This window comes from Croceicoccus naphthovorans (assembly GCF_001028705.1).
GTDB lineage: Bacteria > Pseudomonadota > Alphaproteobacteria > Sphingomonadales > Sphingomonadaceae > Croceicoccus > Croceicoccus naphthovorans.
On sequence record NZ_CP011770.1, the window covers coordinates 716,369 to 742,373 of the forward strand.

A 26,005-nucleotide genomic window follows, 5' to 3' on the forward strand; every position below is an offset into this window, starting at 1 on the left:
CTTCCACACCCAATTTGGCGGGGTGGTTCCTCCTCTCCTCTCCCCACCCCGCCAAACCAGCGTTCCTCCTGCGAACGTGACTTTAGGGGACCGGAAAGCCAGCCGCTTTCCGGTCCCTTTTTTTCGCTTTTGCGACATATTGCCGACCATTCTCTTGCGCAGTGCAGCAAATCATGCATCACTGCGCCGTCCGGAATGTTCCCGGAAATTGTCATCAGGAGGGGCTTTTTCGATGAAATATATCATCGCGATCATAAAGCCGCACAAGCTGGACGAAGTGCGAGAGGCACTGGGTTCGCTTGGCGTGGCGGGAATGACGGCGTCCGAGGTCAAGGGCTTTGGGCGGCAGAAGGGACAGACCGAAATCTACCGTGGTGCAGAATACTCGGTAAACATGGTTCCCAAGGTAAAGATCGAGATCGCGGCCAGCGACGCGCTTGCGCCGCAGATCGTGGAAACGATCCAGAACTCCGCAAACAGCGATGCGATCGGCGACGGTAAGGTCTTCGTCCTCGATCTGGCATCGGCGGTCCGCATCCGTACCGGCGAAACGGGCGATACCGCCCTTTAAGGCGGTCTTTGAAAAGGGGAAATTCAATGATCCGCAAGGTTCTTTGCGGCGCCGGAACCGTGGCAGCTTCGCTGCTGCTTCCCGCCGTCGCCTTTGCGCAGGAGGCTGCCGAGGCGGCTGCGCCTGTCGCCAATCCCGGCAACAACGCATGGATGATGACGGCCACCGTGCTGGTCATGATGATGATCCTGCCGGGCCTCGCGCTGTTCTATGGCGGTCTGACCCGGTCGAAGAACATGCTCTCCACCATGACCCAGATCGGCGCGACCGCCGCGCTGGCGATGCTGGTGTGGATCATGTGGGGCTATTCGATGGCGTTCGGACCGGAAGCGGTCGGCGGGCTAGAGGCTTTCGTCTCGACCGGCAGCTACTTCCTGTCGAGCGTTACACCGGATACGACCGCTGCGACCTTCTCTGATGAAGTGATCAGCGAATATGTCTTCGTCAGCTTCCAGATGACTTTCGCGGCGATCACCGCCGCGCTGGTTCTGGGTGCGACGGCGGAGCGTATGAAGTTCTCGGCCACGATGCTGTTTACCGTGCTGTGGCTGACGGTGGTCTACTTCCCGATTGCGCATATGGTGTGGGCCGGTGGCGGCCTCCTGTTCGAGATGGGTGCTCTGGACTTTGCGGGCGGTACCGTCGTTCACATCAACGCCGGCGTCTCGGGCCTGGTGCTCGCCTACCTGCTGGGCAAGCGCAAGGGTTACCCGACCGAGCCGATGCCGCCGCACTCGCTGACGCTGACGATGGTCGGCACTGGCCTGCTGTGGGTGGGCTGGTTCGGCTTCAACGCCGGTTCGGAACTGGAAGCCGACGGTTTTGCGGGCCTTGCGATGATCAACACCTTCGTCGCCACGGCGGCGGGTGGCCTGGCCTGGATGGTCATGGAAAAGATCGCCGGTCACAAGGGGTCGGCGCTGGGCTTCTGCTCGGGCATCATTGCCGGTCTTGTCGCGGTTACGCCTGCGGCGGGTAACTCCGGCCCGTTCGGTGCGGTCGTGCTGGGCATCGTCGCCTCGCTGGTTTGCTATTTCATGGTGGCGAAGATCAAGCCTGCGATGGGCTACGACGATTCGCTGGACGCTTTCGGCATCCACGGCATCGGCGGCATCATCGGCGCAGTCGGCACCGGTTTCGTGAACACCATGTTCAACGGACCGGGCAATGGCGACGCGGCATCGATGATGGATCAGGTTGGCATCCAAGTCGTCGCGGTTCTGGTCGCGATCGCATGGGCTGCCATCGGCACCCTGATCGTCGGCCTGATCGTCAAGTTCACCGTCGGCCTGCGCGTCTCCGAAGAGACCGAGCTTGCCGGTCTGGACATCGGCGAACACGGCGAACGCGCCTACAACGACTGATCCTATCGGACAGCGTGAAACGAGAAAGGCCGGGAATGATCCCGGCCTTTTTCTTTGGTTCGAAATGGCAACAGGGTCAGCCGCCCGCGCTCAACATCTCGACCATCTGGCGGATCGGCGAGATGTCGTATCCGCCGCCAGCCGCTTTGGATGCGATGACCGATGGGTTCTTGCCCGCCTTGGCCTCAGCCAGCGCCCAGAGCAAAGTGGACCGCGTGCCCGACCGGCAATAGGCGAGGATCGGGCCTTCCGAGTTGTCGATGGCAGCGCGCATGGCGTCGACCTGACCAGGGCCGAACCCGGCGTGCGTGATGGGAATTGCGACGTAATCGATCCCGGCCGCCTTGGCCGCGGTCTCGATTTCCGAGCCCGGCGTCTGGTCCGGGCTTTCGTCTTCGGGACGGTTGTTGACGATCAGCGTTACGCCAAGGTCCTTCGCGGTTGCGACGTCGGCAACGGTGATCTGAGGGCTGGCATAGAGATTGTCGTCGATTTGCCGAAAGTCGCTCATGGCTCGTGCTCCACCTGCGCCGCGACTGTCGCGGCATATGCGCTGGCACCCATTTAGACGTTCGGCGTCGCCGGTAAAGGGCTACGCACCGCAGCCCTTATGGCTGATCCGGTCATTTGAAAATCGTGCGGAAAAGCCACAATGGCCGCTGGTCATGGTACCTTGTAACATCTACAGGGCGTCCGAAATGGCGGGATTGCCATTAACATTTCATGGTCCGGGCATGGCAAGAGTGCCACGCCCGACTGCAAAATCCTGCGTCTCGCGTAAATAATTCGCCAAGCCGACTCAAATCTTCTATAACGCCCTCTGTAATCGGGCGTGGCGGCAGACTTCTGCGCCCGGATTCGTCAGGTAACTGTCCGCCCGCAGGCCGCGACGATCTAGTGAAGGGCGAGAGTTAAGGTACGCTTCGTTTTATGGGTTATGACAGAGGTCGGCGCGGTCGGGGCCGCGACAAGCGCGATGGTTTTGGCGAAGAAGGCTACGATCCCTTCTCGCAGGGCGGATTCGGCTACGAACAGGGTGGATTCGACGATCGCGGCGGCGGTGGTGGCGGTGGCTACAATCGCGGCGGTGGCGGCGGCGGTGGTTATAACCGCGGCGGCGGCTTTGGCGGCGATGACCGTGGCGGCGGCGGTGGTTTCCGCAGTGGCGGTGGCGGCGGCGGTTTCCGCGGCGGTGGCGGCGGAGGTGGCCGTATGCCCCCGCAGGTCGTCGGAACCGGCAAGGGAGTCGTAAAGTTCTTCAACGCCAACAAGGGTTTCGGCTTCATTCAGCGTGATGACGGCGGCGAAGACGTTTTCGTTCACATCAGCGCCGTGGAACGCGCCGGGCTAGAAAGCCTTGGCGAAGGTCAGGAACTGGAATTCAACCTCGTCGATCGCGGCGGCAAGATTTCGGCCAGCGACCTTCAGGTCGTGGGTGACATCGTCCCTGCCGAGAAAAAGCGCGAAACGCCGCAGCGCGAGCTGACTGGTGAGAAGGCTGTCGGCACGGTGAAGTTCTTCAATTCGATGAAGGGCTTTGGCTTCATCACCCGCGACGATGGCGAACAGGATGCGTTCGTGCACCTCAGCGCGGTCGAACGTTCCGGCCTGTCTGGCCTGAACGAAGGCGACCGGCTTGAATTCGATCTAGAGGTGGACCGACGCGGCAAATATTCCGCGGTCAACCTCGTGCCCGTACAGGGCTGACCAGCGGAGCAGGGGCGCGGCCGGTCGATTGACCCGGCCTCGCACTTGCCATACATGGGCACAAATGGCGGCTCCCCGTGGGGCCGCCATTTCTCGTTTTGAATTTCCGTTAAAGGACCTGACGATGTCGATAACCCCCCTGATGCCCGTTTACCCGCGCTGCGACGTGCGGCCGGTGCGTGGCGAAAATTGCCACTTGGTGTCGGAGGACGGTCGTCGATTCCTGGACTTCGCCAGCGGCATCGCGGTGAACCTGTTGGGCCACTCGCACGCGGGTCTGATCGACGCGATCCAGAAGCAGGCCGAGACATTGATGCACGTCTCGAACCTTTACGGCAGCCCGCAGGGCGAGGTTTTGGCGCAGCGCCTGGTCGACAAGACTTTTGCGGATACGGTGTTCTTCACGAACTCTGGCGCAGAGGCTGTCGAGGCGGCAATGAAAACCGCGCGCGCCTATCACCAGCATCAAGGCGACACGACCCGGTACGAGATCATTACCTTCAACAACGCATTCCACGGCCGCACGATGGCGACGATCAGCGCGTCGAGCCAAGAGAAGATGCACAAGGGCTTCATGCCCATGCTGGAGGGGTTCAAGTACGTCGAGTTCAACGACCTTGAAGGCGCGAAGGCGGCAATCGGGCCGCACACCGCAGGCTTTATGGTCGAACCGGTCCAGGGCGAGGGCGGCATTCGCGTTGCTACTCAGGAGTTCATGCAGGGTCTGCGCGATCTTGCCGATGAGCATGACCTGATGCTCATCCTAGACGAAGTGCAATGCGGCGTTGCCCGCACCGGCACGCTCTATGCCTATGAACAGTTCGGGATCGAACCGGACATTCTTGCGACCGCCAAGGGCATCGGCGGCGGATTCCCGATGGGCGCCTGTCTCGCTACCGAGAGGGCAGCGCGCGGTATGGTCGCCGGTACGCATGGCAGCACCTATGGCGGCAACCCGCTGGCCATGGCCGCAGGTAATGCTGTGCTGGATGCGGTCGCGAATGATGCGTTTCTGGCGCATGTGCGTGAGATGGGGGACATGATCCGCGGCCGGCTGGAACAGTTCATCGGCAATTACCCCGACCTTTTCGAAGAAGTCCGGGGCATGGGCCTGATGTTGGGCGTGAAGATGAAGGTCGAAAGTCGGCCTTTCGTCGCGCACTTGCGCGATCATCACGGACTGTTGGCTGTAGCAGCGGGCGACAATGTCCTGCGCATTCTGCCGCCGCTGGTGATTGAGCCGGAGCATGTCGAGGAATTCATGACGAAGCTGTCGGCTGGTGCCGCAGACTACGCGCCATGACTGTGCGGCATTTCCTGGACCTGTCCGACGCGGGAGGCGATGCGCTGGCGGCTATGATCGGCGATGCGATCGACCGCAAGGAGGCTCGCAAGGGTCAACCGAAAGGCTTGGTCGATGCCGACGCTCCACTGGCGGGGCGGACGCTGGCGATGATCTTCGAAAAGAATTCGACCAGGACCCGTGTTTCGTTCGACATGGCGATGCGTCAACTCGGCGGTAACGCGATGGTGATGCAAGCCGGCACCATGCAGCTTGGTCGTGGGGAAAGCGTTGCCGATACCGCGCGCGTTCTTTCGAGGATGGTCGATGCGATCATGATCCGGACCGACGATCATTCGAAGATCGAGGAACTGGCACATCACGCGACGGTCCCGGTGATCAATGGCCTGACAGACCGTTCGCACCCTTGCCAGATCGTTGCCGATCTTTTGACTTTGGTCGAACACGGCAAGGCGCTGCCGGGGCTGGAGGTCGCGTGGTTCGGCGATGGCAATAACGTGCTGCATTCGTTCCTTGAGGCGGCGGCATTGCTGAAGTTCAACGTGCGCTATGCCGTACCCGATGGGTACGAGCCGGAGCCGGAATTCGTACGTTTTGCGGAAGCGGGGGGTGTGAAAGTCACGCTGACCCGCAGCGCGGAAGAGGCGGCTGAGGGGGCCGACGTGCTGGTGACGGACACCTGGGTTTCGATGGGACAGCCCGAGGCGGCCGGTAAGCTCGCCGCAATGCGTCCCTATCAAGTCAATGAAGCCCTGATGACGTTCGCCAACCCGGACGCGCTTTTCCTGCACTGCCTTCCGGCCCATGTCGGGGACGAGGTGAGCGAAGGAGTGTTCGAGAGCGCGCAGTCCGTCGTTTGGGACGAAGCCGAGAACCGCATCCACGCGCAAAAGTCCGTCCTTCGCTGGGCATTCGGCCAGTTGTGAGCGACGCGCAAATGCCCGAGGCGATCGGCGAGACGGGCTTCGACCGGGTTCTGTCGTTTACGATTCCCGATCGAGATGCTCGTGGGCGATGCGTCCGATTGGGGCCGACGCTCGATACGATTCTTTCGGCTCACGAATATCCAGCCGCAGTTCGCAATCTGCTGTCGGAAGCGTTGGTGCTGTGCACGCTCATGGGTTCTCTCGTAAAGGACGAGGGTCAGCTCACGATGCAGGCGCAGTCCAATGCGGGGCCGATTGAGCTCTTGGTCTGCGATTATCGCGGCGGGGAGTTGAGGGGCTACGTGCGCCACAACACGGAGCGCGTCGAGGGTTTGGGCGCCAACCCGCAACTAGGGGCGCTGTTTGGTGAAGATGCTTTTCTTGCAGTGACTTTCGACTTGTCCGTCACCGGTCAGCGATATCAGGGAATCGTGCCGTTCGACGGCGCCACGCTAAGCGAAGCGTGCGAACATTATTTCCGCCAGTCCGAGCAAGTGCCATCGATCTTGCGCGTCGCAATATCGTCGGATGGGCCGCACACGATCGCGGGTGGGATGTTGATTCAGCATCTGCCGGATGGAGAGGAAGGGCGCGAACGCCTCCATGTCCGCTATGACGACCCGGATTGGGAACATGTCGCGGTCATGGGCGGAAGCGTGCGGCACGGCGAACTGATCGATCCATCCCTGACGCTTGAGGCGATGCTCTGGCGGCTATTCCACGAAGAAGACGAGCTCCGCGTTGCGCAAGGCGAACCAGTTTTCCGTGGGTGTCGTTGCTCGGTGGAGCACTATCGCGAAGTGCTGTCGCGCTTTTCCGAAAACGATCGATTGGAGATGCGCCAGCCAGATGGCTTGGTCCACGTGGATTGCGCGTTCTGTTCGAAGGTGTTCGAACTCGACATGTAGCTTTGGCCGCGCTTGCCAGCGTCTCGCGCTAGTCTTAACGCACCGATATGGAAAAATCGCAGAAGAAGGCCGTTGTCCTGCTCTCCGGTGGGCTCGATTCGATGGTTACTGCCGGGATCGCGCGCGAGAAGGGATATGCGCTGAACGCGCTGACCATCGACTATAATCAGCGTCACGCGCGGGAAATTCAAAGTGCCAAGACTATTGCTGTTGCACTCGAGGTCGATAGGCATCTGCTCTTGCCGCTTGATCTGCGCGCATTCGGCGGGTCGGCGCTAACAGATTCCATCGATGTGCCGAAGGGGGGGGTAGGGAATGACATTCCGGTTACCTACGTACCAGCGCGGAACCTGGTTTTTCTCTCACTGACGCTCAGCTGGGCCGAAGCGATCGGTGCGCGGGACATCTTCATTGGCGTCAATGCGCTCGATTATTCTGGATATCCTGACTGTAGGCCCGAATTCATCGAGGCCTTTCAGGAATTGGCTCGATTGGCGACGAAAGCAGGAGCGGAAGGGCATCAATTCACGATCCACGCTCCGCTCCAGCATCTGGGCAAGGCGGAGATCGTCAAGGAAGCCTACCGATTGGACCTCGACCCGGGGATGAGCTGGTCGTGCTACGATCCGGAGTTGGACGGATCCGCATGCGGCCTATGCGATAGCTGTCGCCTGCGTTTGGCAGGGTTCGCGGCTGCTCAGCACACCGATCCAGTGAGCTATAGACAAACCTGAGTTGGGCACCTGATCGCCTAAAACAAAAAAGGGGCCGGATTTCTCCGACCCCCCTTTTCGTATTGCCTGAAGCCGAAGCTTACATGCCCGAACCCGGACCGTAGGTGATTTCCACCCGGCGGTTCTGGAGTTCGCGGACACCGTCTGCGGTGGGCACGCGCGGGTTGCTTTCGCCGAAAGCTTCGCTCGTGATCGCCGAGGCGGGGATGCTGCGGGCCGTGAGGTACGCAGTGACCGAGTCGTTGCGACGCTCCGACAGGCCCATGTTGTACTGCACCGAACCCGAACGGTCCGTGTAACCGGCCAGCATGATCGGAACGCTGTCGCAATCGGCATATGCCGCGATGGCGCTGTCGAGAATGCTCGCTGCTTCCGGCGTGATTTCTGCCGAATCCCAGTCGAAGAACACGATGTACGGACCCGTGTTGCAGACTGCTTCCGGCGGCGGGGGCGGCGGAGGCGGCGGCGGGGGCGGAGGCGGCGGCGGCGGCGGCGGCGGGGGCGGCGGCGGAGCAGCACCGAAGTTGTACGCAATCGTACCCATCAGCGAGTGCGTCCGCACGTCGTGCGACACATCGAAGCCATCGGCCGAAACCAGATCCACATCATCATGACGGAAGTAGCGATACTTCAGACCGACGTCCCAGTTGTCGGTCAGCGGCGCGCGGATACCCGCAAGAACCTGCCAAGCGAAGCCGGTGTCGGAATCGTCGAGGATATCATCAACTTCGGTCTTGGTGCGGGCAACGCCGACACCGCCACCGACAAAGCCCTGAAGACCATCGTCAGGACCGAAGTCGAGAAGACCGTTGAGCATGAAGCTAAGCGTGTTGAACTTCGCCTTGACGTCTTCATCTTCGAACGATTCGTCGAACAGGGTCAGACCGTCGTCATCAGTGCCCTTGTAGGCAGCTTCAGCTTCCAGACGGAACGCGCCGAAATCGTAGCCGACGAGGCCACCGAAATCGTACCCGTAATCCCAATCGATCTGAGCGGCATCTTCGACGTCAGCGATATCTACATCAGCGTCTTCGGCCAGCATGACGCCGCCGTCGAGTTCGATGTACCACGTGTCGTCGCGTGCCAGTGCAGGTGTAGCGAGGACCGTAGAGGCCATCGCCATTCCAATCACCAGTTTACGCATTAGCGTTTCCCCTTACTTTCCATTCTATTGATCGAGGCCACGGAGGTGAGTTCTATCCCTTGTCCTACACCCGCGCAAGCGCGGAAGGGCGCAGACATTGTTGCCAAATTGCATCAATGATGTCCGAGCTTTCGTAGAATTCGCAAATATATTTCCCTCACGTTCCTGCCTTAACTCATGTGGGGTGGCTAGGTTCCCGTCTGGTTACAATTAGATGGAAAAAGTTCGCAGCTATTGCAGACCGGCAATTTTCAGAGCCGCGAGTATGCCGGCTATGGCGTCGCGGGCTTGCTGATCGACGACCGGTCCACCTGCCGGCTCACTAACGGTGACCGGCTGCATCCAGCCGTTGAAGAACATCGTCGAAAGGCCCGTGGACAGGTCAAATACGGTCATGCCCGCTCGCGGTTCGAAAAATTGCCATTGCCCTTCCTGAAAGCTTGCGAGGCAATCGGATCGGCCGGAAAATGCGTCAGAGCCATCGGGCCCGACAATCCAGCTCTGGCCATTTTCCGGTGCGGAAGGTTCAGCACTCAACATGCCCTCGACAACGGGATGCAACAGGGCGTCAATGCGTGAATGCGCTTCATTCAGGCTGATCTCCTTTTGTGCTTGCGCCACGTAAAGCATGGGAATGGCAAAGCGCGGCGTGCTGTCGCTAAAGGTGACGGGTTCGGTCATTGGCTACTCCAGAATGTCTTGGATTGGCAGGCTGAGTGGAAGAGAGACAGCGCCGGACCCTATTTGCCGGATTTCAAATCGTGCCGGACCGGGTCGCATGGTGAGGCTTGCCCATTGTGCGGGCGATATCGTGAGTTTCGCGCTGTTCACGTTCCAGATAGTCTGATCGCCAGATGCGTCGATAAAGCGCACTTCGTAAGTTTCGGCTGGTTCTACCAGCGGCGCGTCGACGCCTTCGGCCCAAAGCCATGCACCACGGGCGCGCCTGATCCACTGGATATCGAGCGCGCCATTCTGATCGTGCGCGACCTTCGCGCAAACCGGAGTAAGGGGGCGTAGGCTGGCTCCTACATCCTCCAGAATCGCGACTGCCGGATCGATATCGGCATTGCCAAGTGCGACTATCGACGGCTTGGTCGCATTTCCGATGGCAGCGATATCGATTGGCGTCAGCTGTTCGTCGAGCAGCGTGAAGCTTTCGCCAATTCCGTGAAGGCCGATTGCGAATTCGGTCCCACCACGCCCCCTCAGCAAGCCGGATAATTGCCACCGACCGCCGCCCAGCGCCTTGGCTTCTGTGAACTGGATGATCTCCGATCCGAGGCGGGCCTGGTTCGCGCCCTGGAGAAGTCCGTTGACGTCTGTTGGAAGCAGCGCATCGGAAGCGTTCGCAAGTTGAACGATGACTGTGCTCGAGCGGTCGACGACATGCGGACTGGCGGGGGGGAGAGTCGACGCGGCGGTGCCGATGGTCGCCCGGTCCCGGTCGGCGACCCCGGCATCGATCAGCATGCCATCCCCACGGTCGACATATAGGCTTGCGCCATCCCATCCATCCGCAGCAGATGAGGCCGCCGCATAGATGAGGCGTTCGTTTCCGCTGCCTATTCCATCCCAAGGCAGTTCGAATGCTTTGATGATGGTCGGGCCGTTTTGTCGGTCGACAGGTGGGTTGGCGGTGCCAGGATCGCCGGGCGATGCCAAGCCAATCGAAAGAGATGGGCTGATCGCCTGTAGCTCAAGTTCCACGCCCTTGGCGCGCCACTCCCAGCTTCGAACCTGAAACACGCCGCGCTCGCCCGCTGGTCGGACGAGTGCGCCCGGGCGATAGCGCCGCGAAAGTGACGCTACGCGATATGACAGCGTATCTCTGTTGCTCTCGCGCCTCGTGGCGATCTTTTCAGCCAACAGTCGTGCATCCGACGCGCGCAGGCTTGCCGGAAACTCGACCCCGTCGACCGATCCGGGTCCGGGGCGGGCTCGGCTCCTTTGCAGACCGGGCTGATAATCCCGGTCTAGGTCGTAGTACCGCAAGCTGACTGTTGCGCTCTTCTCGCCCGCGCTGCGAGAACGGCTGGTGCCTATCATTCGGGCAAATTCGCCGTCGGTCCCGGTTACGGCAGGCGGCAGATCGGTGACGGGCATACCGGAGGCTGGCTGGCCTGCAGTTATCGAGAGATTCCCCGTGCTGCCGTCGCAAGCCATTGGGTAGGCTTCATCGATGATGGCAAGAACGTCGATCTGACTCCCCGCATCATGCGTAAAGCCCAACAGGCCGTCCAATTCCATTCCGGTGGCGACATCGGGCACCATGTCTAGGATATCGACAAGGCGCGGTTGGCTTTCATCGGCAAAGATTTCGAAGGTCAGCGCGGGGATGCGATTGCCGAAATCGGCTAGCTGAAGACTCTCGAAGACGATGTAGGCGATTCCGCGAAACGCGGGTGCGCTCGGACCGATATCTGAAGCGATTAGACGATCGGGTCGCTGATCCTCAGTGCCGGTGTAAAGCCGATACTTGCCGCCTGCCTTCAGGTCGCCTTCTGAGCCCATTAGAAGATTGCCATCGGCCCAGATGCGTCCGATCCCTTGAATCGGCCTGCTGGCCAGAGCAACGGCAAAGGACATTGAATAGGTGTAAGTCGTGACCTTGGGCTTCCCCTTACCGCCACCAGACTTCTTTTTGTGTTCCTTCAGGTCGGTCGCCCAGATCACGCTGCCAGCGGAACGGACCTGTCCGTAGTGCCGAGGCAGCGGTGTGCCATAGCTGGAGGTAGTGACATCCAGTTCCTTGAGCCGAGGCCCCTTTTGACTGGGCGTGCCTATGATCTTGCCGTCGATCATGCGTCCGGCAAACGAACCCAGCGCGCCGCCAAGCGGACCGCCCAAAGCTGTACCGACAGCAGATAGGACGAGGGTAGCCATTCTTAAGTCCCTCCATTCATTCTTCGGAGCAGCGCCAATGCGCAGTCTCTGACCAATCGCCCTCGGCAGGCCCGCGAACGACGCGGCCTAGTCCTGCATGGGCGTGGACGATCACGTTTCGATCGCATGCGATTGCCATGTGGTTTTGGGCGCCTGGCAAAGTGAAAAGCAGCAAATCGCCAGCCTTCCAAAGTCCTGTACAGGGGATAAAACCGTTGAGCGTGGCGAAGTGCAGAGGCTGCGCAATGTCACGATTGCGCAGGGCGTACCTCTGGGGCAACCGGCATTCTCGACCCACCCGTTCGAGGGCCAAGCCGATCAGGCCCAGACAATCGAGCCCTGTATTTGCGTCCCTGCCGTGCAGTCGAAAGGGAGCGCCGATTAGGTCGGATGCCGCTGCGGCAATGCGATCTCCGATCATTTCGCCTTGGGGTACCGGGTCAGCAGATCATTGCCGGGTAAGAACGGTTCGCCCCTGAAGTTCACGGCATTGTCGAACCGATCCGCGCAGGTCTGCCAGCGATGATCGCAACCCTGGCGCACTGACACGCGCGCGTCGACATTCTCAAAGTTTCGAATGAAAGGGTCGAGTATCAGGCGGTTGCCGTCGACTGCCGCAATTCGGTGCGACAAGCCTGCGGTCTTCCCGTCGATCCATGTCACGGATCCGTCCAGCAGGTCGGCCGCAGACGGCCCTGCTGAAAGCGTGATGGCATTGTCCTCGAAATCGATCTTCGAGACCGTTGTTTCATGAGTGAACAGCGCTGAAGAAAGTCCACATTCCGGGCCGCAGAAATCGGCGCGACAGGTAGGGCTGGTGCGCGGTATCAGATCTACCGAAAGGCGCGCCTTTTCCGACTGCAATTCTGCGGAAAAGCTGGGTCCGTCCTCTTCCACCCGGCCGATCGTACCGGAATAGATCATTTCGGTCTCGCGCGTTTCCCAGTCCACGACGCCCATCTCTACCCGCGCGCCGTCGAACCGGCCTGCGGCCAAATCCTCGGCGGTTATGGCATGGTGATCGAAAGCACCTGTCACTTCGGCGCTGTCCGGTTCAAAATCTGCGCTGAGCCGGATCGCGGATGGCACCATGCCAGGCGCCGTTTGATGACGAATGTCGTCAAAAACCAGGTCGCGGTCGTGGCTGGTTAGCCCCACCGTCACTCCGTCGCGGCGATATACGCGCCACCATGTTGCGACCGTCTCCAGCTCTTCGGTGAACCAGTCCCGGCTCATCGATCTTCTCTCAATTCGATCAAGGGTACGCTGGGGGCTTCACCAGCCGCAAAAACTGCGCTCGAGATTTCTAGGCGATCTTCGGCAAACCGGACCGGCACATCGAAGAGGAAACCGGCCCTGATGTCCGCTCCTTGTATTGGGGCATCGCTCAAGCGAATGACGCCATATTCCTCAAACGACCAGTCGGCGGTTTCAATACCATCGACCGAGACCTTGATACTCGCAGGATCGGGCCGGGTGATACGCCTTCGCTGAGCGTCGCCGCCGGAACCGTAGTGCTTGACCAGCGGGTAGGCCACAGTCGCGCCATCGCCGATACCCAACAGCTGATCAAAGGGTGTTGGCTCTTCGATCATTCCGTTTGAGCTGAAGTCATTGGTGTCGCGCAGTCTGAACCCACGCGCCGCGCCTCGCCGCGCCCTGAAGAAGGCGAGCAGGACACCCAATTCGGCTTCCGACCGGATACCGGGCCCGACGTCAAATCTCAGGCGCGCGTCCGACCAGACTGAATTGCGATGTTCGTGGCCCGAGGCAGTGATGACGATCGTCGTCGAAAATTCAGGAACGACCGCCGATCCGCGTCCGAGGGCAAGCGGGTAGGAAACGTCGTCGAAAGATTGCATGGTGTCCTCTTCATCGGGTTGCGGCAAACGGACATAACCGTCGCGCATCACATGCGGACTGGCCCACACGAACCGGCGGGGCACGCCGCGACGACCCGCCTCATCCAGACCCTTGTCGATGCGCGACCAGAACTCGGATGCGTCTTGGGGTCGCAGGACGAAGCCGGACAGATAGTCCTGCGCTTCGATGGGATAGGCGAGCCGATCGTTCACGGCGGCATAGGCCGACATTCGCGCGCCATCTTGCCCGCCGGTCAGCCAGTCGTAGTCTTCGACTTGCAGGCGGTCGAAAGCCGGTGCCGACCATTCCATCGGCAGGTTGGCGCGGCGCGCTTCCGGTGTCGCCGGATCGAGCAACGTCGGAAGAAACGCCAGTAGTCTAACATCGCAAGCCTCCGGCAATGCCTGATCCCGAACGGCATCGCGCAAGCTGAGCGTCGATTGCGCCAAAATCGTTCCAGCCAGACTCAATAGGTTGGTCTGGGACGTATCGAGTGCATCGCGCAGAGACGGGATCGCAACCGGACTGCCGCCAAACGCCTCCCTCGCTGCATCGTCGTAGAGGCAAATTCGTCCGTCCTGATAAGTCCACCACCACGGCTCGCCGATCTGGAACCTGGCCGCGACCCCTGCATCCCGCATCAGGCCTATAGAGGCGCGACCGATCTTCTGAAGGTACGCCATGGCTTCCGCATTGGCCGGAGACAGCAAGTTGGAAGGCGGATCCCATCCTGTCAGGGCCGGTTGGCCTTGCAGGTCGCGCTGAGTCCAATCTTGCGGGCAATGCATGGCCAGCAATTCGTAGGATAGCGAGGCAATGGGCTCGAAACCCATCTCGCGACACTTACTAAAATAGTCGCGATGCCATGCCTCTGCCGCTACGTTGAAGGCGGGGGCATTCTTGTCGACGACAAAGTCTTCACCTTCCGAGCGCAGCGAATAATAGTGGCTCATGCCGAGATAGTGGACGATCTCTCCACGGTAGCCCAGCGCACGAATATTCCGCAGCAGGCGGGCGGGGGTTTGTGTGCCGCTATCGTCGAAGGCCGTGCACATTCCGACGCCATGCGGCGGGACCAGCACATCGCCGACAGCAAGCATCGCGCCCTGTCCATCGGCCTTGATATCGCGCAGTTCGACCCACCCTTCAGCAGGCGCATTCAATGCGGTATCCGATCCGCTGTAGCCGGGCGGAACGATCGAGACGAACATCCGATCGACGTCCCCGGCATAGACCGGATCGGCTTCGTAAGGCAGGAAATATCCCCCATCGAGGCTTGAGAAGGGCAGTTCCACGACAGCGTCGTTCGGCGACCCTTCGGCATAGTTCCAAAGCCGGACGTACCAGGTGCGCGGATTGCCGTCGGCATCGCGGCCCTCAATAGTCAGGGTCGGGCCGTTCACCGCATCCAGCGCGATTACACCGCCTGACCTCCATCGGAACTTCACGGTCAGGCGGCGATAGTCGCGATTTGTCTCGTATGAGGTAAGCGGGTGATCGAGCCTGTCGGTGCTATCCCAGATCAACCCGGCCAGATCGTTGTGGCGATAAAAGACACAATCCACCCGCAGCGCATCCGGGGCGGTTGTCGTAACAGCCGCCATCATCGGGCGCGGGAAATTCACGGTCCAGAAACGCGGATCGAAGCGCTGAATCCAGTCGCTTCGCTGTCCCTTGCGGGTCTTGGCGAGCCAGTAGGCCATTTTGGCTATCCCGTATGCTGTCAGTGGCTGTTGAGCGCGCGGCGCACGGCGCTGGCGACCTGGCGGCTGGATCGTTGCAGGCTTTCAGCAGAGGAACTGCCCGGCGGCACGTGCAGGTTTATCGACACGCGAACGTCGCGTGGGCCCGATCCGCCAAGCCCGGTTTCTACGCGGCCCGCGCTAGTCGGAACGAACAATTCGGGACCGCTTTCACCGACGATATAAGGCGATCCCGGCGCGACATTGCCGCCCGTCGCTCGCCCCGGAAGGCCGAACAGGCCGCCGATCATCCCGCCAATTCCGCCGCCGCCGAGCAGGCCGCCCATCTGCACGATGCCGCCTTTCAGGGCTGATGATGCAATCTCGTCCAACACACGCAGTGCGGTTCGTTTCAGATCCTCGAACCCAAGGCTGCCGCGCCGCACCGCGCCCAGCAGGCTGGTTTCAAGAATGTTGCCCGCCTTCGAAAATCCGTCGACCAGCGTCGTGTCGAACTGGTCGCGCATTTGCTGGATGTCTGCCGCAAAGCCGTCGGTGCTGGCGCGCACCTCGATCATCAGGGTTTCGATTTCGCTATCCATGATCCTGCTCCATCAATCGGTCTAGATCGGCGCGGCTGACGCTCGCGTTTTGCTTCGGGGCTTGGAATGCGTTGAAAATCGACGCGATTTCCGCTGGGGTGGCAGCCCAGAACTCGTCCGGTCGCCACCCCATTATCAGCGCGCACTGCCCACAAAGGCGTGCTGCGTCAGTCGTAAAGCTGTCTGGTCGATCGTTATTCATGCCCCTGCAGCACCTGTCGAAGGACGGCCCGCAAGGAAGGCGCGCTGGCGGCAAGACCCTGCGCCGCAACCGCCTCGCCTACGTCGTCGCGAGTCAAGTCGGCCCGGTCGGCAAGACAGTGCCAGAATAGCGCCGTCATTTCCGACAATTTCAGGCGGCCCGCGCCCGCACGCTCGACCAGTGTGAACAGCGAGCCCAGTTCCTCCTCGGCCGCGACAAGGGCGGCAAAAGTCGGACGCAGACGACGTTTGCGGTCGCCGATCTGGATCGCGGCCTCGCCCCGTGCCGGGTTGGCTAGACCTTCGCTCATGCCACCACCGGAGCGACCGGGCCGGAGCTTTCCAGCGTCAGCGTGTAATTGCGCTCACCATTGAAATCCCCGGCGTAGTCGAGCCGCTGAACCAGAAATTGGCCGCGCATCCGTTCGCCATCTTCAAAGCTGAGCTCGTATTCGGCAATCGTGCCAGCCAGCGCATGGGCGCGAATTCCGGTTTCTGCCGCTGAACCAAGGAAGATGCCAGCCGCGCTGACCGACACCTGCCGAACGCCTGCGCCCGACAACAGTTCGCGCCAGCCGCCTGATTCCTTGGTGGTCACGACGACGGCATCGCCAGTGATCGACATTTGCGTCGTGCGTAGACCGGCAACCGTGCTGAAAGTGGCCGGCGACCCGCCGTCACCGATCTTGAGGAGGAAGGCACTGCCTTTCTGGGCGCTCATTGGGGGAGTCTCCGATTGTCAGGTTGAGGGCGTTCAGTTCGCAAGGATGCGGAACCGGTATTCGAGGAGGACGGCACGGATCGTGCCGCCGCGCTGTTCGGTGCGGGCGCGCAGAAACTGGATATTGGCGATGCGAAAGCCGGTCTGATCGTGCGGCAGGTCCTCGACCGCTTTCTCGATCTCCGCAACGAGCTGTCCGGCTGTTTCGGGATCGTCGCCGCGCGCCTGAAGCTCTATCGCGATGCGGACCTCTCGGCCCGATCCGGTCTTGTGGCTCCAGTCCGAACTCGCGCTGGCAACGATGGCAAGCCATGGCAGGCTTGCGCGCAGGGGGGCCTCTTCGCTGATGGCGTTCAGTTCGGTGCTAAGTCGAGGGTGGTTGCTTAGGTAGCCGAGCAGCGCGGCGCGAAGGGCGATTTCCATTTCGGTCAGTCCTTGAAACGGGGCGCGAAGTCGGGCCAGAGCCAGTCGGCTCGGCGCCAGTTCGCGGATGGGTCGGCATCGACGCGGGTGCGCCTCCGCCGGATCGAAAGCTTGCGGTCGATTGCCGCAGCCATGCGGGCGGCAAAGCCGGTGCCGGTTACGCGCGCCTCGATCATGCGATGCGCATCCGGCGCCACGGTTGCCACAGGGCGACGACCGCGCGCGGAGGAACCGTATCGCCACCGCCCGTGTCGCGCATCCGGTGATGATGCGCGGCAAGCCGCATCACGCCTTGCCGGATCGCGTCGGGCAGGCTGTCCCAGTCGTTCGCAAGGCCAGCGGTAAAGCGGACGGCGACGCGTCTGGCAGACCCGACATCGACCATGCGAAACCGGCCCGTGCCGTCGGCGTCTAGGTCGATCTCATAGGCTTCTTCCGAAAGCGCGGTGCGCGTGCCGTCAAGGGCGATGGCATCCACCGCTTCGATAGTTTCGATAGGCCGGGTGGACAGGCTTTGCCAGCCGGTGACGGTGAATGCGATCGGGCGAACGGGCCAGACTTCCTCGCAGGTGGCAAGGATCGGCCTGACGCCGGTATAAGCCTCGCAAATGTCGAGCGAGGCGGAAAGGAGGGAACCCAGCAGCGCGTCTTCGCGCGTGGTATTGATGCCCAGCCATACCTTCAGCTCGGCAATGGCCGAAGCGGGAAGGTCGGCTGGGGCAAGGACGGCGCGCTTCATCGTTATGCTGCCTTTCCTGTCAGATGCCGTGAACAAGGGGGCGCGTCCGCATCGGCAGAGAAGACCGATGCTGACGCGCCAAAGGGCGGGACGCGCGCCGAGGGGCGAAAGCGCGCGTCCCGGCGGGAGGCCAACCTGCCCTGCGCCAAACGCTTAGGGCGGGGCGGATCCCGGCTTTTTCAGGTGCGGATCAGGCCTCGATCTTGAGGAGCTTGATCGCGTCGCTGTCGAGCACCTGGCCGCCGATCCGCTTCGTCGCGTAGAAGTGGACGAAGGGCTTGTTGGTGAACGGATCGCGCAGGATCGACGTTGCCGATCGTTCCGCGATCAGATACCCGGCGCGGAAGTTGCCGAAGGCGATCGGGGTCGTGCCCGCGGCGATGTCGGGCATGTCCTCGGCCTCGATAATCGGATAGCCAAGCAGACGATCCGGCTGGCCTTCGATCAGGCCCGGCTGCCACAGGAACGCGCCGTCGCTGGTCTTCAGCTTGCGAACCGAAGCCATCGTGGCAGAATTCATCACCCAGCTTGCGCCCTGACGATGCGAAGACTTGAGCGTGTGGACGAGATCGATCAGCTTCGCCTCGGGCGCGGTGTCGAAGCCGCTGGCATTGCCCGAACCGACATATTGCAGCGAACCGAAGGTGCGCGCGCCGTCATCGGCGGTGGACTGCGACGTCTGCAGGAAGCCGAGCGGCTGGTTCACGCCGGTTCCGTTGACAAAGGCGCTGCCCTCGGCGCGGGCGAACTCGGTCGCGATTTCCTCGGCCAGCCATGCTTCCAGATCGAAGCCTGCATCATCCAGCATCGCCTGGCTTGCCGCCGGGTTGGCGTAAAGCTCACCGGTCGGCGGGGCGATCTCGTGGAAGGTCGGCGTCGCGGTTTCCGGACGGGCGGCAGCATCACTGACCCAGCCGGAGGAGGTGCCCGCGCCGGTCACCAGCTTGCGATAGCCGGCGCTGCCGGTCTGGACGACCTGCGCGATCTGGCGAATTGGGCTGATGTCCTTCAGCGAACGGGCGATCATCGCGTCGAGTTCGCGGGGCACCGCATAGCCGCCGTCGCTGGCGACCGCGCCGCTGATCGACTTCAGCTCAGTCTCGCGGCCCTGACGCAGATATCCGTTGACGAAGCCCTTGACCTCCGCACTCATCATCGGGCTGGACAGCGAACCGTTAAGCGCTCCCATCGCCGACTGTCCGCCGTCGATTACCGGGCGGGATGCGGCGCGGCTGACTTTTTCGAGGCGGCCCTTCACCTCTTCGACGTCGCGACGCAGGCCCTTGATCGCCTCATCGGCGGCGTCCTGGCGCGCTACGATATCGAAGGAAGCGTCGAGACCTTCCATCTTGGTTTCCATATTCATGGGGCAATTTACCTTTCACACATGAAAAAGGCCGCCCCATCCAGGCGGCCGTTCGAATGCTGCCAGGGGCAGCCGTCTTGCACGCGCCCCTCTTGCGAAGCGCGACAAATGGGGTGGTTCAACGCACGAAGTGGACGCGTGCGCCGTTCTGCATCGGGCGGTGGACGAGGCTGACTTCGAACAGGTCGACCTGCGCCAGTTCGCGGCCCTGTCGGCCGTCCGTCAGCGTCACCGGCTTGGAAGCGCGGGCGCGGTAACCAAACGACAGGCCGGAGAGCTTGCCGTCTTTCAACAGGCGGGCTGCGGCGCTGTCCGGGTTGTCGATGCGGGCGATCACGCGCAGGCCGCGCTCGTCCTCGCCGACGCGTTCGACCCAGCCGATCTGCTGTTCCGGGCGATGCTGCCACAGCAGTGGGATGGCTTCGTTGGCGACGCGCTTTTCCCGCAAGGATGCGTCGAAAGCGCCGGGGCGGATTACGTCGCGGCCAGCGTCCGGCTGGTCGAACAGCGCGGCGTATCCGGCAAAGTGGACGGCATCGAAGCCGGTCTTGAACTTGTTTTCCATTTTCATCGTACGAGGTCTCCGAAACCGAAGCGTAGGGCGATTGCGAAAATCAGCAGGGCGAGCAGGCCACGGACCATCCAGTCGATCGCCGCCTTCCAAGCGCTGCGCTTGGCATCGCGCCACGCGCGGAGCAGTTCGCGCAGTTCGGCTACGTCATCGTGCGCGTTATCGTCGTCGAGGCCCATGCGGCTCAGGACGCGCGCCGCGCCCAGTTCGCTTGCCTCTTCAACGATGGCGCGCAGGGTGACGAAATCGCCACCACCGTCTTCGGCCTGGGCCAGTAGTCGGGCAAGAAGGTCTTCGCGGCTCATGGGCGCTTCTCCTTGGGTTTGACCTTCACCGGTTTGTCTTCGGGTTTTGTTTCCGGTTCCGGCTTTGGACGCGGCGGCAAGCCGAGCATTGCGCGCTTTTCGTCGTCGGACAGGAAGTCGGCGTCGCTGAGCTGCGACCACAGCTTTTCACGGTCCTCGGCCAGCGCGGGCACCCGGTCGAGATCGACGGTAAGGTTGGCCTCGCGGAACCAGATCGCCAGTCCCTCGGTCAGCGCCGACAGGATCTTGCCCGCAAGCGGCAACAGCGTCAGTCGCCACAAAGCGCGGTTCGCCTCGCGGTAATTCGAATAGGTGTTGTCCCCCGGCAGGCCCAGCAGCATCGGAGGCACGCCAAAGGCCAGCGCGATGTCGCGCGCAGCGGCGGATTTCAACGTAGCGAAGTCCATGTCGGCGGGCGACATCGACAGCGATTGCCACTTCAGCCCACCTTCCAGCAGCATCGGGCGTCCGGCATTGCCAGACCCTTGAAACGCGGTAGCCAATTCGGCCTTCAGCCGCTCGAACTGGTCATTGGTCAGCGTCGCGCCGTCGCCCGCCTCGTAAACAAGGGCACCCGAAGGCCGCGCGGCGTTTTCCAGCAACACCCGGTTCCAGCGCGCCGCCGCGTTGTGGATCGCGACCGACTCGTTCGCGGCGGACAGGCATCCGGCACCGTAGTGGTCGTCACCGGGGTGGAAACCCTTGATGTGAACGATGTTCGGGTACTGCGCATCGTCCTCGATAGGCAGCGTGATAACGCTCTCGCCAACGCGATAGCGATAGGCAGCGGGCCAACCATCGGGGCCGGGATCGACACTGATACGTTCGGGGCGCAGGGCGAAGAGTTCAACCGGCTTCCCCGATGCATCCTTGATGATCTGGATATAACCATTGCCGTGCAGCAGGACCTGCGCAGCCAACGTCTCTAGCAGCGACTGCCCGGCGCTGGTCGCCGTCACCAGCTTGACCAGATCGGGATCGCACGGCTTCAGCGGCGCGCTGGCCACGCCTTCTGCCACCATGCGCACCGCGCGCTGGGCAACCGGGTTGTCGAGATAGGCGCGCCCTACCGCACCGCGGTATTCATAGGGTAGGGCGCCGATCCCGCCATCGGCAAACAGCCACGGCGAGGCGAAGGGACGCGCGAGCGGCGGTCGCTCCGCCGGGGCGCTGCCCTTGAAGGCGGCGCCCAGCGTTTCGAGAAACGACATCTTGTTCTCCTGTAGTCACGCAATTGCGCGTCGGTGCCGCAAGGCACGCGGTTGGCTTCAGGTGCAGCGGATTACTGCATCCAGACGCGGGGACGACCCTGCGCACCCAGCATCAGTTCGGTTAGCGCCCAGACCAGCGCATCGGCCCTGTCGGGCGAACGTCCGGGGCCGTTGTATTCGCCGCCGATGCTAAGTCCGGCAAGCTCGTCCTCCAGTTCGGGGAAAGCCCCGACATGCAGGACGCGTCCCGCTTCGTAGAGCGCGGCGACCGGTTCGGCCCGCGCGACCTTGCCACGGCTGGCGTGTACCAGCCTGACCGGCAAGTTCACGTCGACTGCGCGCAGGACGGATTCCACCATCGCACCGCCCTGGTTCGCCTCGGCAACGATTCGATCCGCATGCCAGGCCGCCGCAGCGGCAGCCGCCGCGCGGGCCCAGCGTTCCGGCGTCGGTTTCGTGACCGAGCAATCCGCCATGACCCGTGCCACGCCATCCGACCCAAGCGCCGCGACGACGATCCCGCAGGCATCGCCCCGCGCGCTGGCAGGGGGATCGACGCCGACGACCACACGGCTGAGATCGCCGCCCTCGTCCTTGGCGCGGCACCTCTCGATCAGGCTGCGCGTCCATAGCGCGCCGTCGACATCCAACAGCAATTCTCCGTCCAGTTCCTGACGCCCGAGCGCAGTGCCGCCATAGTCGCGCTCCATATCGTGCAGGAACCGCGTGGGCAGGTTGCTGGCGTTGTCCTTGCTCTGACCACGCACGATGACTGTTTTACCGTCAGCATCACCTGCCATCAGTTTGCGCATCAGCGGCACTGCGCGCGGCGTCGTCGTGACGAGCACGCGCGGCATTTCGCCAAGGCGCAGGCCCATCAGCATATTGTCCCACGCCTTGCCCGCGCGTTCGCCCGCTACTTCCCATTTCGCGGCTTCATCGCACCACGCGTGGCTATGTTGCGGCCCCCGCAAACTGTCCGGCTCACTGGCCGAATAGAGCGTTGCGCTTGCTCCGTTCGGAAAGGTAAGGCGGCGTAACGACGGTTCGTAGCGCGGCTTGTTGCGCGGCGGGCAACAGGCGAGGATGCCACTCTCGCCCTCGACCATGACCGCCCGCGTTTCGGCCAACGATGCGCCGATCAGCGCGATCCGCGCATTCGGATCGCTGCGCGCAATGTGCCGCACCCATTCCGAACCCGCCCTCGTTTTGCCGAAACCGCGACCGGCGCAGATCAGCCAAACCCGCCAGTCCCCCGGTGGCGGCAGTTGCCGCGTTCGTGCCCAAAGCTCCCAATGATAACGAAGTCCGTCGCGCTCTGCCTTGCTGAAGCCTGCCAGTATCGCACTGCGCTCCACTTCGCCCAGCGCCATCAGCCAGGCAAGCCGTGCGTCGGTCGTCACGTCTGTTCGCCGGGTTCGTGTTCGTCGTCGTTACTCGAGTCTGTCGGCGCGGGCAGGACCGGTGGTGCTTCCTCTTCAGCGGCGCGCATCCGTTCGCGCATCCGGTCGAGCTTGTCATTGATCGAGGCGATAACCTCGTCCTCGCTAAGCTGCTGCTGATCGGCGCGCATCTGGCTGACCGTCGCGCGGTGGGCCGACAGCAGACGAAAAGAGGTGGCGTTGTCGTATTTGCGCTTGCGCTTCGCAGTCGGGCTGTCGTTATCACCCATCCGCAAGCGGCGGAGCAGATCCAGCTCCAGAAGATCGTACCCTTCGCAAAGCGCTTCGAACCAGGCCTGCGCGAATTCGGGATCGTTGCGGCGCGCTCGATAGATCGTTCCCGGCTTTATCTTCGCTGCCCGCGCAGCGCCGGAAACATTCGACGTCTGGGCAAGATGTTCAAGAAACACCTCACGCCAGTTGTCGGGCGGGGGCATGTCGTCCTGCGAGCGACCCTTCGCCATGCTTACCTCCCTGATTTTTCGAACATGACATCGCGAGAGCGCCTCCGCCGCATCTCGGGGCGGCGACTCGCTCTATCGCGATGTTCAACTCGTCTAACCAAAGAGCGTGACGATGTCAATATATAATTACCAAATAGGTTAATTGTATTGGAGTTTGTGAGCGCTTGCGTAACGTCGCGACTGCAGCCACAAGCGCGGTCATTGCCCATTTCGCGTGGGCACATGAAGGGACGCATCGATGCTTCGCAAGCTGTACGACTGGACGATGGAAAAGGCGCAGCACCGCCATGCCGAACGGTGGCTGGCGGGCATCTCTTTCGTCGAATCGTCGTTCTTTCCGATTCCACCGCACCCGTTGCTGGGTCTGATGTGCCTCGCCAACCCCAAGAAGGCGGTGCGCTATGCCCTGATTACGACGATCGCTTCGGTGCTGGGCGGGCTGTTCGGCTATGCGATCGGCTATTTCCTTTACGACACGATCGGGCAGTGGCTGATCGGCGCGCTCGGCTTGCAAGAGGCATTCCCAAAGGCGGCCTGTTACCTGCGCGAATTCGATGTGGAGGTCATTCTTGTTGCCGGGTCTACGCCGGTACCGTTCAAGCTGCTCACCATCACCGCCGGGTTCATCCACATGGCGTTGGTGCCGTTCATCCTTGCCAGCATTGCCGGGCGCGGCTTGATCTTCATGACGGTGGGCATCCTGTTCCGCCTGTTCGGCGCGCCGATAAAGTCTTTCATCGACCGCTATCTCGGCTTGGTAACGACGGCGTTTATCCTACTGGTCGTGGCCGGGTTCGTGGTCTTGACGTTCCTTGGCGGGCACGGGGACGAGGCGAAGTCCGCTTGCGACCTTGCCACAACGGTCGCCGCAGCCTGATTGCTGCGCCGCACAATTTTCATTGACGAAAGCGTTTCTTTACCGAATTATGGCACTGTCATTGAGTGAAGGCAGCGCTTCGGAGGAGCGATGGCGGACAGTGATTTTCAGTTGCAGATGCAAGGGTACGGTCTGACGACCGTTATGGTGCATTTCTGGATGCCCGATCACCGGTCGCTGCTTCAGCAATTCCTATTTCAGCAGTACGATGTCGCCCCGCGCTATCCGCGGTTAAGCCAATTCCTGGATTTCTGGCGCACCGATATCGAGGCGGTTCTTCATTCCGTCAGCGTCGCGCACAACCAGCTCATCGGACCGACCGAGTGGCACGCCGTCGATGGGGTTATCACGATCAACTAACCACCCAAATCAGCCAGCAATTCGGTTGCGACCGGATCGAGCGGTCGGATTTCCAGCGTTTTCCTCGCCTCTCGGATTGCGCCATCACTGTCGCCCGCCGCCTGCAAGGCAAGCGCCAGATCGCGCCGCACCGGATACCAAAACGCGGGCGGGTCGCTGAACTGGCTGAAGTCCTCGGTCTCTTCGACTATCGCAGCTTCGGCAAAGGCCGCCGCCGCGTCGCGATAACGGCCCTCCAACATGGCAAGTCGCCCCATCAGCACCGCCCGCGTAATGGTCAACATCTGCTCTGGTGCAGACAACTCTTCATCGCTCTCACGCTCTTTCACGATCGGAGGAATTGCGGCGATCTCGGTCCGCATCCCAGCAAGGTCGTTCAAAAACGCATAAGCCTCGCCTCGCGCATAGTGGCGGGCGGCGGCCAGATATGGCAGTTTTGGCTCCGGCAAGGAGAGAACGACCTTGGGGTCTTCAAACCGGCCCAGCGCGAAATAGCCTGCGGCCGAGAGCAATTGACGCACAGGGCTGCCCTTTTCCTGCCCCTGCGAATACTCGACAAGCGGGCGGCCCAGCATCAGCGCGGTGCGCGAATCCCCGGCCATCATTGCGCCGCCCAGCCCGAAGATCACGTTGTGGGCGTGATAGGGGATGGTCCAGACCCCGCCCTCGGTATCGGGCGGCAGGGTCATCGCCTGATGTTCCCCAATCATAACCGCGCGGCGATTGGCGTCGGCGGCGTCCTGATAACGCCCGATCCAATACCACGTGTGCGACGGCATATGGACCAGGTGACTTGCGTTCAGGCGCATCGCATCCAGCCGGTCGGCATAGGGTGCGGCCAGTTCGGGCGTGCCTGCAATTTCGGTGGCGTGGATATAGAAGTGGATTGCCCCGGTATCGTCCGGGTTGCGCGCCAGCACAGGCTCGATCAGCGCGATCGGCTGGCTCATGTCGGGATCGTCCCAATCGGTCGCGACCATCAGGGCATCGGCGGCCAGAACCTGCAGCGTATCGCGATCCGGCCAGCGCGCGGCCAGCGCGGTCATCGCTTGGGCATAGGCCTTGTCGCGCTGCTCGACGTCGCCTTTGGGCTTGAACCGCATGGCCAGCGTATCGAGCATCGCGGCCTCAAACGCATCGCCGCCCGATTTGGCAAGCTTTTGCCCTTCGACCACCTCTGCATAGGCAGCAACACGCGCATCCGCATCGCGCCCATAATTCAGCGTCGGCCCCAGCGAAAGCGCGTGACCCCACCGACACATCGCGCAGGCCGGATCGAGTCGAACCGCCTCAGCCATCGCCGCCGTGGCTTCGTCGTGCGAGAACGCCATGTAGAGCGCCATGCCGTTGTCGAAGAAGGCCTGCGCCTCGGGCACCTCGGTCGCGATCGGGAAGCCGCCGTTTCCGACATGCGGGAGCAAGTCAGGCGGGCCGTCGGCCCGTTCCCCATGCATTGCATGACCAGCACTCGGTTCTTCGGACGCGCTAACGCCTGCTTCGGAATGCGATCCATCGGGCACGGTTCCCGCGCCGTCACTTTCCTGCGCGAAAGCTGGCGCGCCGATCAGCGCGAGCGAAATGGCAGTTATGAACGAAACGTACCGCATGACAGCCCCCATGATGCGAGGGCCGCAT

Annotated in this window: 30 protein-coding genes; 9 read left to right on the plus strand and 21 right to left on the minus strand. The window is 62.0% G+C overall.

Features of this window, described 5'->3' with window-relative positions:
• Window positions 1–232 precede the first annotated feature (232 nt).
• Window positions 233–571, plus strand: a complete 339-nt coding sequence (locus AB433_RS03610; protein ID WP_047819958.1) for a P-II family nitrogen regulator — start codon at window positions 233–235, stop codon at window positions 569–571.
• Window positions 572–597: 26 nt separating this feature from the next.
• Window positions 598–1,935: an ammonium transporter gene (locus AB433_RS03615; RefSeq protein ID WP_047819959.1), complete on the plus strand. Its 1,338-nt coding sequence runs from the start codon at window positions 598–600 to the stop codon at window positions 1,933–1,935.
• A gap of 76 nt (window positions 1,936–2,011) precedes the next feature.
• Here the strand turns inward: AB433_RS03615 and AB433_RS03620 are convergent, their stop codons facing one another.
• The gene (locus AB433_RS03620) at window positions 2,012–2,446 is read right to left on the minus strand and encodes a protein tyrosine phosphatase family protein (RefSeq protein WP_047819960.1); all 435 of its coding nucleotides are present in this window, start codon (window positions 2,444–2,446) and stop codon (window positions 2,012–2,014) included.
• 419 nt (window positions 2,447–2,865) lie between these two features.
• On the opposite strand from AB433_RS03620, the gene AB433_RS21510 reads away from it, so the two are divergent.
• The 5 genes from AB433_RS21510 (at window position 2,866) to queC (ending at window position 7,513) form a co-directional block, all read left to right on the plus strand.
• Entirely contained in the window at window positions 2,866–3,642 is a 777-nt protein-coding gene (locus AB433_RS21510) for a cold-shock protein (protein ID WP_047819961.1), read from the plus strand.
• A 124-nt stretch (window positions 3,643–3,766) separates the two neighbouring features.
• Window positions 3,767–4,945 (plus strand): aspartate aminotransferase family protein, encoded by a 1,179-nt coding sequence (locus AB433_RS03630; protein ID WP_047819962.1) that lies wholly within the window; start codon window positions 3,767–3,769, stop codon window positions 4,943–4,945.
• Window positions 4,942–5,871 (plus strand): ornithine carbamoyltransferase, encoded by a 930-nt coding sequence (gene argF / locus AB433_RS03635; RefSeq protein WP_047819963.1) that lies wholly within the window; start codon window positions 4,942–4,944, stop codon window positions 5,869–5,871. Before AB433_RS03630 ends, argF begins: the two co-directional genes overlap by 4 nt.
• Window positions 5,872–5,882: 11 nt before the next feature.
• The gene (hslO, locus tag AB433_RS03640; protein ID WP_047819964.1) at window positions 5,883–6,779 is read left to right on the plus strand and encodes an Hsp33 family molecular chaperone HslO; all 897 of its coding nucleotides are present in this window, start codon (window positions 5,883–5,885) and stop codon (window positions 6,777–6,779) included.
• A 47-nt stretch (window positions 6,780–6,826) separates the two neighbouring features.
• The gene (queC, locus tag AB433_RS03645) at window positions 6,827–7,513 is read left to right on the plus strand and encodes a 7-cyano-7-deazaguanine synthase QueC (RefSeq protein WP_047819965.1); all 687 of its coding nucleotides are present in this window, start codon (window positions 6,827–6,829) and stop codon (window positions 7,511–7,513) included.
• A 79-nt stretch (window positions 7,514–7,592) separates the two neighbouring features.
• On the opposite strand, the gene AB433_RS03650 is transcribed toward queC, so the two are convergent.
• The 19 genes from AB433_RS03650 to AB433_RS03735 form a co-directional block, all read right to left on the minus strand.
• Complete coding sequence (locus AB433_RS03650; protein ID WP_047819966.1) at window positions 7,593–8,657, minus strand: OmpA family protein; 1,065 nt, start codon at window positions 8,655–8,657, stop codon at window positions 7,593–7,595.
• Between the two features lie 231 nt (window positions 8,658–8,888).
• Window positions 8,889–9,338 carry a DUF2793 domain-containing protein gene (locus AB433_RS03655; RefSeq protein ID WP_047819967.1) on the minus strand — a complete coding sequence of 150 codons (450 nt, stop codon included), beginning with the start codon at window positions 9,336–9,338 and terminating at the stop codon, window positions 8,889–8,891.
• Window positions 9,339–9,341: 3 nt separating this feature from the next.
• Window positions 9,342–11,543, minus strand: coding sequence for a GTA baseplate fiber-binding domain-containing protein (locus AB433_RS03660; RefSeq protein WP_047819968.1), 2,202 nt, complete (start codon window positions 11,541–11,543; stop codon window positions 9,342–9,344).
• A 16-nt stretch (window positions 11,544–11,559) separates the two neighbouring features.
• A complete protein-coding gene (locus tag AB433_RS20335) occupies window positions 11,560–11,964 on the minus strand; it encodes an NlpC/P60 family protein (protein ID WP_156170660.1) in 405 nt (134 codons plus the stop codon).
• Window positions 11,961–12,779: a DUF2163 domain-containing protein gene (locus AB433_RS03670; protein WP_047819970.1), complete on the minus strand. Its 819-nt coding sequence runs from the start codon at window positions 12,777–12,779 to the stop codon at window positions 11,961–11,963. The genes AB433_RS20335 and AB433_RS03670 overlap by 4 nt, the downstream gene beginning before the upstream one ends.
• On the minus strand, window positions 12,776–15,109 hold the full coding sequence (locus tag AB433_RS03675) for a DUF2460 domain-containing protein (protein WP_047819971.1): 2,334 nt from the start codon (window positions 15,107–15,109) through the stop codon (window positions 12,776–12,778). Before AB433_RS03675 ends, AB433_RS03670 begins: the two co-directional genes overlap by 4 nt.
• Before the next feature lie 20 nt (window positions 15,110–15,129).
• The gene (locus AB433_RS03680; RefSeq protein ID WP_047819972.1) at window positions 15,130–15,690 is read right to left on the minus strand and encodes a hypothetical protein; all 561 of its coding nucleotides are present in this window, start codon (window positions 15,688–15,690) and stop codon (window positions 15,130–15,132) included.
• The gene (locus tag AB433_RS03685; RefSeq protein WP_047819973.1) at window positions 15,683–15,892 is read right to left on the minus strand and encodes a phage tail assembly chaperone; all 210 of its coding nucleotides are present in this window, start codon (window positions 15,890–15,892) and stop codon (window positions 15,683–15,685) included. The genes AB433_RS03680 and AB433_RS03685 overlap by 8 nt, the downstream gene beginning before the upstream one ends.
• Window positions 15,885–16,202 (minus strand): gene transfer agent family protein, encoded by a 318-nt coding sequence (locus tag AB433_RS03690; RefSeq protein ID WP_047819974.1) that lies wholly within the window; start codon window positions 16,200–16,202, stop codon window positions 15,885–15,887. The genes AB433_RS03685 and AB433_RS03690 overlap by 8 nt, the downstream gene beginning before the upstream one ends.
• The gene (locus AB433_RS03695; RefSeq protein WP_047819975.1) at window positions 16,199–16,612 is read right to left on the minus strand and encodes a phage major tail protein, TP901-1 family; all 414 of its coding nucleotides are present in this window, start codon (window positions 16,610–16,612) and stop codon (window positions 16,199–16,201) included. Before AB433_RS03695 ends, AB433_RS03690 begins: the two co-directional genes overlap by 4 nt.
• A 33-nt stretch (window positions 16,613–16,645) precedes the next feature.
• Window positions 16,646–17,035, minus strand: coding sequence for a DUF3168 domain-containing protein (locus tag AB433_RS03700; RefSeq protein WP_047819976.1), 390 nt, complete (start codon window positions 17,033–17,035; stop codon window positions 16,646–16,648).
• Window positions 17,036–17,040: 5 nt separating this feature from the next.
• Entirely contained in the window at window positions 17,041–17,211 is a 171-nt protein-coding gene (locus AB433_RS20340) for a hypothetical protein (RefSeq protein ID WP_169749297.1), read from the minus strand.
• Window positions 17,208–17,774 (minus strand): head-tail connector protein, encoded by a 567-nt coding sequence (locus tag AB433_RS03705; RefSeq protein ID WP_047819977.1) that lies wholly within the window; start codon window positions 17,772–17,774, stop codon window positions 17,208–17,210. The genes AB433_RS20340 and AB433_RS03705 overlap by 4 nt, the downstream gene beginning before the upstream one ends.
• A 190-nt stretch (window positions 17,775–17,964) precedes the next feature.
• Complete coding sequence (locus AB433_RS03710; RefSeq protein WP_047819978.1) at window positions 17,965–19,140, minus strand: phage major capsid protein; 1,176 nt, start codon at window positions 19,138–19,140, stop codon at window positions 17,965–17,967.
• 118 nt (window positions 19,141–19,258) lie between these two features.
• A complete protein-coding gene (locus tag AB433_RS03715) occupies window positions 19,259–19,711 on the minus strand; it encodes an HK97 family phage prohead protease (RefSeq protein ID WP_245626573.1) in 453 nt (150 codons plus the stop codon).
• Window positions 19,708–20,016, minus strand: coding sequence for a DUF6127 family protein (locus AB433_RS03720; RefSeq protein ID WP_047819980.1), 309 nt, complete (start codon window positions 20,014–20,016; stop codon window positions 19,708–19,710). The genes AB433_RS03715 and AB433_RS03720 overlap by 4 nt, the downstream gene beginning before the upstream one ends.
• The gene (locus AB433_RS03725; RefSeq protein WP_047819981.1) at window positions 20,013–21,227 is read right to left on the minus strand and encodes a phage portal protein; all 1,215 of its coding nucleotides are present in this window, start codon (window positions 21,225–21,227) and stop codon (window positions 20,013–20,015) included. The genes AB433_RS03720 and AB433_RS03725 overlap by 4 nt, the downstream gene beginning before the upstream one ends.
• 71 nt (window positions 21,228–21,298) lie before the next feature.
• A complete protein-coding gene (locus tag AB433_RS03730; RefSeq protein WP_047823242.1) occupies window positions 21,299–22,600 on the minus strand; it encodes a DNA-packaging protein in 1,302 nt (433 codons plus the stop codon).
• Window positions 22,601–22,626: 26 nt separating this feature from the next.
• Window positions 22,627–23,133 carry a hypothetical protein gene (locus tag AB433_RS03735; protein ID WP_053058964.1) on the minus strand — a complete coding sequence of 169 codons (507 nt, stop codon included), beginning with the start codon at window positions 23,131–23,133 and terminating at the stop codon, window positions 22,627–22,629.
• Between the two features lie 238 nt (window positions 23,134–23,371).
• Between AB433_RS03735 and AB433_RS03740 the strand changes: the two genes are divergently transcribed.
• Both AB433_RS03740 and AB433_RS03745 read left to right on the plus strand, forming a co-directional pair.
• A complete protein-coding gene (locus tag AB433_RS03740) occupies window positions 23,372–24,010 on the plus strand; it encodes a YqaA family protein (protein WP_047819982.1) in 639 nt (212 codons plus the stop codon).
• 90 nt (window positions 24,011–24,100) lie between these two features.
• Window positions 24,101–24,370, plus strand: a complete 270-nt coding sequence (locus tag AB433_RS03745; protein WP_047819983.1) for an usg protein — start codon at window positions 24,101–24,103, stop codon at window positions 24,368–24,370.
• On the opposite strand, the gene AB433_RS03750 is transcribed toward AB433_RS03745, so the two are convergent.
• Complete coding sequence (locus tag AB433_RS03750) at window positions 24,367–25,977, minus strand: hypothetical protein (RefSeq protein ID WP_053058965.1); 1,611 nt, start codon at window positions 25,975–25,977, stop codon at window positions 24,367–24,369. The two genes, AB433_RS03745 and AB433_RS03750, sit on opposite strands and share 4 nt — an antisense overlap.
• Window positions 25,978–26,005: the final 28 nt, after the last annotated feature.

What these genes read in the sequence shown, in the direction of transcription:
- AB433_RS03610 (WP_047819958.1), top strand. Translation starts at nt 233, where the DNA reads ATGAAATATATCATCGCGATCATAAAGCCGCACAAGCTGGACGAAGTG.
- AB433_RS03720 (WP_047819980.1), bottom strand. Translation starts at nt 20,016, where the DNA reads ATGAGCCGCGAAGACCTTCTTGCCCGACTACTGGCCCAGGCCGAAGAC.
- AB433_RS03670 (WP_047819970.1), bottom strand. Translation starts at nt 12,779, where the DNA reads ATGAGCCGGGACTGGTTCACCGAAGAGCTGGAGACGGTCGCAACATGG.
- AB433_RS03715 (WP_245626573.1), bottom strand. Translation starts at nt 19,711, where the DNA reads ATGAAAATGGAAAACAAGTTCAAGACCGGCTTCGATGCCGTCCACTTT.
- AB433_RS03730 (WP_047823242.1), bottom strand. Translation starts at nt 22,600, where the DNA reads ATGGCGCTGGGCGAAGTGGAGCGCAGTGCGATACTGGCAGGCTTCAGC.
- AB433_RS03690 (WP_047819974.1), bottom strand. Translation starts at nt 16,202, where the DNA reads ATGAGCGAAGGTCTAGCCAACCCGGCACGGGGCGAGGCCGCGATCCAG.
- AB433_RS03695 (WP_047819975.1), bottom strand. Translation starts at nt 16,612, where the DNA reads ATGAGCGCCCAGAAAGGCAGTGCCTTCCTCCTCAAGATCGGTGACGGC.
- argF (WP_047819963.1), top strand. Translation starts at nt 4,942, where the DNA reads ATGACTGTGCGGCATTTCCTGGACCTGTCCGACGCGGGAGGCGATGCG.
- AB433_RS20340 (WP_169749297.1), bottom strand. Translation starts at nt 17,211, where the DNA reads ATGATCGAGGCGCGCGTAACCGGCACCGGCTTTGCCGCCCGCATGGCT.
- AB433_RS03740 (WP_047819982.1), top strand. Translation starts at nt 23,372, where the DNA reads ATGCTTCGCAAGCTGTACGACTGGACGATGGAAAAGGCGCAGCACCGC.
- queC (WP_047819965.1), top strand. Translation starts at nt 6,827, where the DNA reads ATGGAAAAATCGCAGAAGAAGGCCGTTGTCCTGCTCTCCGGTGGGCTC.
- AB433_RS03675 (WP_047819971.1), bottom strand. Translation starts at nt 15,109, where the DNA reads ATGGCCTACTGGCTCGCCAAGACCCGCAAGGGACAGCGAAGCGACTGG.
- AB433_RS03650 (WP_047819966.1), bottom strand. Translation starts at nt 8,657, where the DNA reads ATGCGTAAACTGGTGATTGGAATGGCGATGGCCTCTACGGTCCTCGCT.
- AB433_RS03745 (WP_047819983.1), top strand. Translation starts at nt 24,101, where the DNA reads ATGGCGGACAGTGATTTTCAGTTGCAGATGCAAGGGTACGGTCTGACG.
- AB433_RS03680 (WP_047819972.1), bottom strand. Translation starts at nt 15,690, where the DNA reads ATGGATAGCGAAATCGAAACCCTGATGATCGAGGTGCGCGCCAGCACC.
- AB433_RS03710 (WP_047819978.1), bottom strand. Translation starts at nt 19,140, where the DNA reads ATGAATATGGAAACCAAGATGGAAGGTCTCGACGCTTCCTTCGATATC.
- AB433_RS03655 (WP_047819967.1), bottom strand. Translation starts at nt 9,338, where the DNA reads ATGACCGAACCCGTCACCTTTAGCGACAGCACGCCGCGCTTTGCCATT.
- AB433_RS03615 (WP_047819959.1), top strand. Translation starts at nt 598, where the DNA reads ATGATCCGCAAGGTTCTTTGCGGCGCCGGAACCGTGGCAGCTTCGCTG.
- AB433_RS03660 (WP_047819968.1), bottom strand. Translation starts at nt 11,543, where the DNA reads ATGGCTACCCTCGTCCTATCTGCTGTCGGTACAGCTTTGGGCGGTCCG.
- AB433_RS03735 (WP_053058964.1), bottom strand. Translation starts at nt 23,133, where the DNA reads ATGGCGAAGGGTCGCTCGCAGGACGACATGCCCCCGCCCGACAACTGG.
- AB433_RS03725 (WP_047819981.1), bottom strand. Translation starts at nt 21,227, where the DNA reads ATGTCGTTTCTCGAAACGCTGGGCGCCGCCTTCAAGGGCAGCGCCCCG.
- AB433_RS03750 (WP_053058965.1), bottom strand. Translation starts at nt 25,977, where the DNA reads ATGCGGTACGTTTCGTTCATAACTGCCATTTCGCTCGCGCTGATCGGC.
- AB433_RS03700 (WP_047819976.1), bottom strand. Translation starts at nt 17,035, where the DNA reads ATGGAAATCGCCCTTCGCGCCGCGCTGCTCGGCTACCTAAGCAACCAC.
- AB433_RS03630 (WP_047819962.1), top strand. Translation starts at nt 3,767, where the DNA reads ATGTCGATAACCCCCCTGATGCCCGTTTACCCGCGCTGCGACGTGCGG.
- AB433_RS20335 (WP_156170660.1), bottom strand. Translation starts at nt 11,964, where the DNA reads ATGATCGGAGATCGCATTGCCGCAGCGGCATCCGACCTAATCGGCGCT.
- AB433_RS21510 (WP_047819961.1), top strand. Translation starts at nt 2,866, where the DNA reads ATGGGTTATGACAGAGGTCGGCGCGGTCGGGGCCGCGACAAGCGCGAT.
- AB433_RS03620 (WP_047819960.1), bottom strand. Translation starts at nt 2,446, where the DNA reads ATGAGCGACTTTCGGCAAATCGACGACAATCTCTATGCCAGCCCTCAG.
- hslO (WP_047819964.1), top strand. Translation starts at nt 5,883, where the DNA reads ATGCCCGAGGCGATCGGCGAGACGGGCTTCGACCGGGTTCTGTCGTTT.
- AB433_RS03705 (WP_047819977.1), bottom strand. Translation starts at nt 17,774, where the DNA reads ATGAAGCGCGCCGTCCTTGCCCCAGCCGACCTTCCCGCTTCGGCCATT.
- AB433_RS03685 (WP_047819973.1), bottom strand. Translation starts at nt 15,892, where the DNA reads ATGAATAACGATCGACCAGACAGCTTTACGACTGACGCAGCACGCCTT.